This is a genomic window from Pseudomonas sp. A-1, assembly GCF_004801855.1.
In the GTDB taxonomy this organism is placed as follows: domain Bacteria; phylum Pseudomonadota; class Gammaproteobacteria; order Pseudomonadales; family Pseudomonadaceae; genus Geopseudomonas.
Genome location: NZ_SSTC01000197.1, coordinates 1 through 1879, shown reverse-complemented (window position 1 = coordinate 1879; position 1879 = coordinate 1). Strand labels below are relative to the sequence as shown.

Here is a 1879-nt window from a genome sequence, read left to right as displayed (position 1 = left end):
CGTGGTGCTCGGCGGCGGCCGCGAGCGCGGCGATCCGGGTTGGGGCGGCGACCAGCCGAGCCTGCTGGCGCTGGAGCGCGCCCGCCTGGCGGCGCGCCTGCACTGGGTCAGCGGCCTGCCGATCCTCGCCAGCGGCGGCCTGCACCGGGGCGAACCGCCCAGCGAGGCCGAGCTGCTGGCTGCGGTGCTCAGCGAGGACTTCAGCGTCGCGCTGCGCTGGCAGGAGGGGCGCAGCCGCACCACCTGGGAGAACGCCACGCTGAGCGCGCCGCTGCTGCGCGACGCCGGGGTCAGGCGCATCGTGCTGGTCACCCAGGCCTGGCACATGCCGCGGGCGCGCTGGTGCTTCGAGCGCCAGGGCTTCGAGGTGATTCCCGCGCCCATGGGTTTTCTCGGCGTGGCCAATGGCCGGCCGCTGGGCGGCTGGCTGCCGGAGGCCGTGGCGATCTGGCAGAGCAGCCTGCTGCTCAACGAGGCGGTGGGGCGCCTGCTCTATCCGCTGCTCTATCGCTGATCAGGCCGCGCCGTGGCGCGCCAGCGCCCATTCGACGTGCTCGCGGACCAGTTCGCTGGGGTACTCGCGGCGCAGGCGCAGCGCCTCGAGCACCGGGATGCTGGCGGGCGCGTTGCCCAGGCCGACCGCCAGGTTGCGCAGGAAGCGCTCGTAGCCGGCGCGGCGCAATGGCGAGCCCTCGGTGCGGGCGAGGAACTCCTCCTCGTTCCAGCGGAACAGTTCGGCCAGCTCGCTGTTGTCCAGGCCGTGGCGCGGGCGGAAGTCGTCCTGCTGCGTCGGCCGGGCGAAGCGGTTCCACGGGCACACCAGCTGGCAGTCGTCGCAGCCGAACACCCGGTTGCCGATCGGCGCGCGCAGTTCCTCGGGAATGGCGCCCTTGAGCTCGATGGTCAGGTAGGAGATGCAGCGCCGCGCATCCAGCAGCTGCGGGCCGATGAAGGCGGCGGTCGGGCAGACGTCCAGGCAGGCCTGGCAGCGCCCGCAGTGCTCGCGCTCGTGCGCTGCGTCGACCGGCAGCGGCAGGTCGACGAACAGCTCGCCGAGGAAGAACCAGCTGCCGGCCTGCTTGTTCAGCAGCAGGGTGTTCTTGCCGATCCAGCCGAGCCCGGCTTGCTGCGCCAGGGCCTTCTCCAGCACCGGCGCGCTGTCGACGAAGGCGCGGTAGCCGAACGGGCCGATCATCGCCTGGATGCGCTCGGCCAGCTGCTGCAGGCGCTTGCGCACCAGCTTGTGGTAGTCGCGGCCCAGCGCGTAGCGCGACACGTAGGCCTTGTCCGGGCTGGCCAGCACCTCGGCCATGCGCGTGTCGCCGGGCAGGTAGTCCATGCGCAGCGAGACCACCCGCAGGGTACCGGGGACCAGCTCGGCCGGCCGCGAGCGCTTGCAGCCGTGGGCGGCCATGTAGTCCATCTCGCCCTGGTAGCCGGCGGCCAGCCAGCGCGTGAGGTGCGCCTCGTGCTCGTCCAGTTCGACGCCGGCGATGCCGACCTGCTGGAAACCCAGTTCGCGGCCCCAGGTCTTGATCGCCTGGGCGAGGGCGGCGGGATCGGGGGCGCTGGTCGACATGGCTGGCGGTGCTCGGGGGCAGGGTGGGTATAATTGTGCCAGAGCCTCGAGTCGAATGGTCCATGCCGCTGACTGCCCCCGCCTTGCCCCTCGCCCTCCATCGCGCCGCCCAGGTCCGCGAGCTGGACGCGCGCCTGATCGCCGCCGGCACCCCCGGCAGCGAGCTGATGCAGCGCGCCGCCCATGCCCTCTGGCGCGCGCTGCGCCGTCGCTGGCCGGACGCCGGCGAGATCACCGTGCTGGCCGGGCGCGGCAACAACGCCGGCGACGGCTATCTGGTCGCCGCGCTGGCCCGGCGCG

The 1879-nt window shown here is 73.2% G+C and carries 3 protein-coding genes; 2 read left to right on the top strand and 1 reads right to left on the bottom strand.

Features of this window, described 5'->3' with window-relative positions; genetic code table 11:
* The coding region (locus tag E5198_RS21065) for a YdcF family protein (RefSeq protein WP_136491848.1) at window positions 1-514 on the top strand (514 nt) is incomplete at its 5' end.
* On the opposite strand, the gene queG is transcribed toward E5198_RS21065, so the two are convergent.
* Window positions 515-1579 (bottom strand): tRNA epoxyqueuosine(34) reductase QueG, encoded by a 1065-nt coding sequence (gene queG, locus E5198_RS21060; RefSeq protein ID WP_136491847.1) that lies wholly within the window; start codon window positions 1577-1579, stop codon window positions 515-517.
* Between the two features lie 62 nt (window positions 1580-1641).
* On the opposite strand from queG, the gene E5198_RS21055 reads away from it, so the two are divergent.
* A partial coding sequence (locus E5198_RS21055; protein WP_305956087.1) for an NAD(P)H-hydrate epimerase occupies window positions 1642-1879 on the top strand: 238 nt, incomplete at its 3' end.

Bases quoted from the DNA above. Each gene is read 5' to 3' on its own strand.
- queG (WP_136491847.1), bottom strand. From the start codon at position 1,579: ATGTCGACCAGCGCCCCCGATCCCGCCGCCCTCGCCCAGGCGATCAAG.